The 947-nt window shown below is 50.1% G+C and carries 2 tRNA genes and 2 rRNA genes; all 4 read left to right on the forward strand.

Features of this window, described 5'->3' with window-relative positions:
* Positions 1-107 (forward strand): 16S ribosomal RNA (locus tag QZH36_RS21290); the annotation flags it as partial.
* 74 nt (positions 108-181) lie between these two features.
* Positions 182-258 (forward strand) — tRNA-Ile (locus tag QZH36_RS21295).
* Between the two features lie 149 nt (positions 259-407).
* A tRNA-Ala gene (locus tag QZH36_RS21300) sits at positions 408-483 on the forward strand.
* Positions 484-682: 199 nt separating this feature from the next.
* Positions 683-947 (forward strand): 23S ribosomal RNA (locus QZH36_RS21305); the annotation flags it as partial.

A 947-nucleotide genomic window follows, 5' to 3' on the forward strand; every position in this document is an offset into this window, starting at 1 on the left:
TAGGTAGCTTAACCTTCGGGAGGGCGCTTACCACTTTGTGATTCATGACTGGGGTGAAGTCGTAACAAGGTAACCGTAGGGGAACCTGCGGTTGGATCACCTCCTTACCTGAAGATACCTTCGTGCGCAGTGTCCACACAGATTGTCTGATAGAAAAGTAACGAGCAGAAAAAACCTCTACAGGCTTGTAGCTCAGGTGGTTAGAGCGCACCCCTGATAAGGGTGAGGTCGGTGGTTCAAGTCCACTCAGGCCTACCAAATTTCATCTCATGCGGCGTTATGCGCGCGGTCGTTTACCCAGGTAAACTTCCCTTCCGCATGCCTTGCCTGAGAAGAAATTATGCTTCCCTTAAAAGAAGCGTAACTCGCGGTTGAGTGGTAGTAGACGGTCTCTGCAGTAACTGTATGGGGCTATAGCTCAGCTGGGAGAGCGCCTGCCTTGCACGCAGGAGGTCAGCGGTTCGATCCCGCTTAGCTCCACCATGCAGTTTACAAAAACTATCTCAAAACTGGCTTTCGAGTCACGTTTGAGATATTTGCTCTTTAACAATCCGGAACAAGCTGAAAATTGAAACGACATGTCGTTTTCATTCTCCGTAATAAGAATGAAGTCAACGATATGTTCGAGTCTCTCAAATGCTTGCAGCTGACAATCGTCTTTCGGGACGCTTGTGGGTTGTGAGGTTAAGTGACTAAGCGTACACGGTGGATGCCCTGGCAGTCAGAGGCGATGAAGGGCGTGCTAATCTGCGATAAGCGTCGGTAAGGTGATATGAACCGCAACAACCGACGATACCCGAATGGGGAAACCCGGTGCACATGTGCATCATTGCAGCATGAATACATAGTGCTGCAAGGCGAACCTGGGGAACTGAAACATCTAAGTACCCAGAGGAAAAGAAATCAACCGAGATTCCCCCAGTAGCGGCGAGCGAACGGGGAACAGC

This window comes from Erwinia wuhanensis, assembly GCF_030484085.1.
In the GTDB taxonomy this organism is placed as follows: domain Bacteria; phylum Pseudomonadota; class Gammaproteobacteria; order Enterobacterales; family Enterobacteriaceae; genus Erwinia; species Erwinia aeris.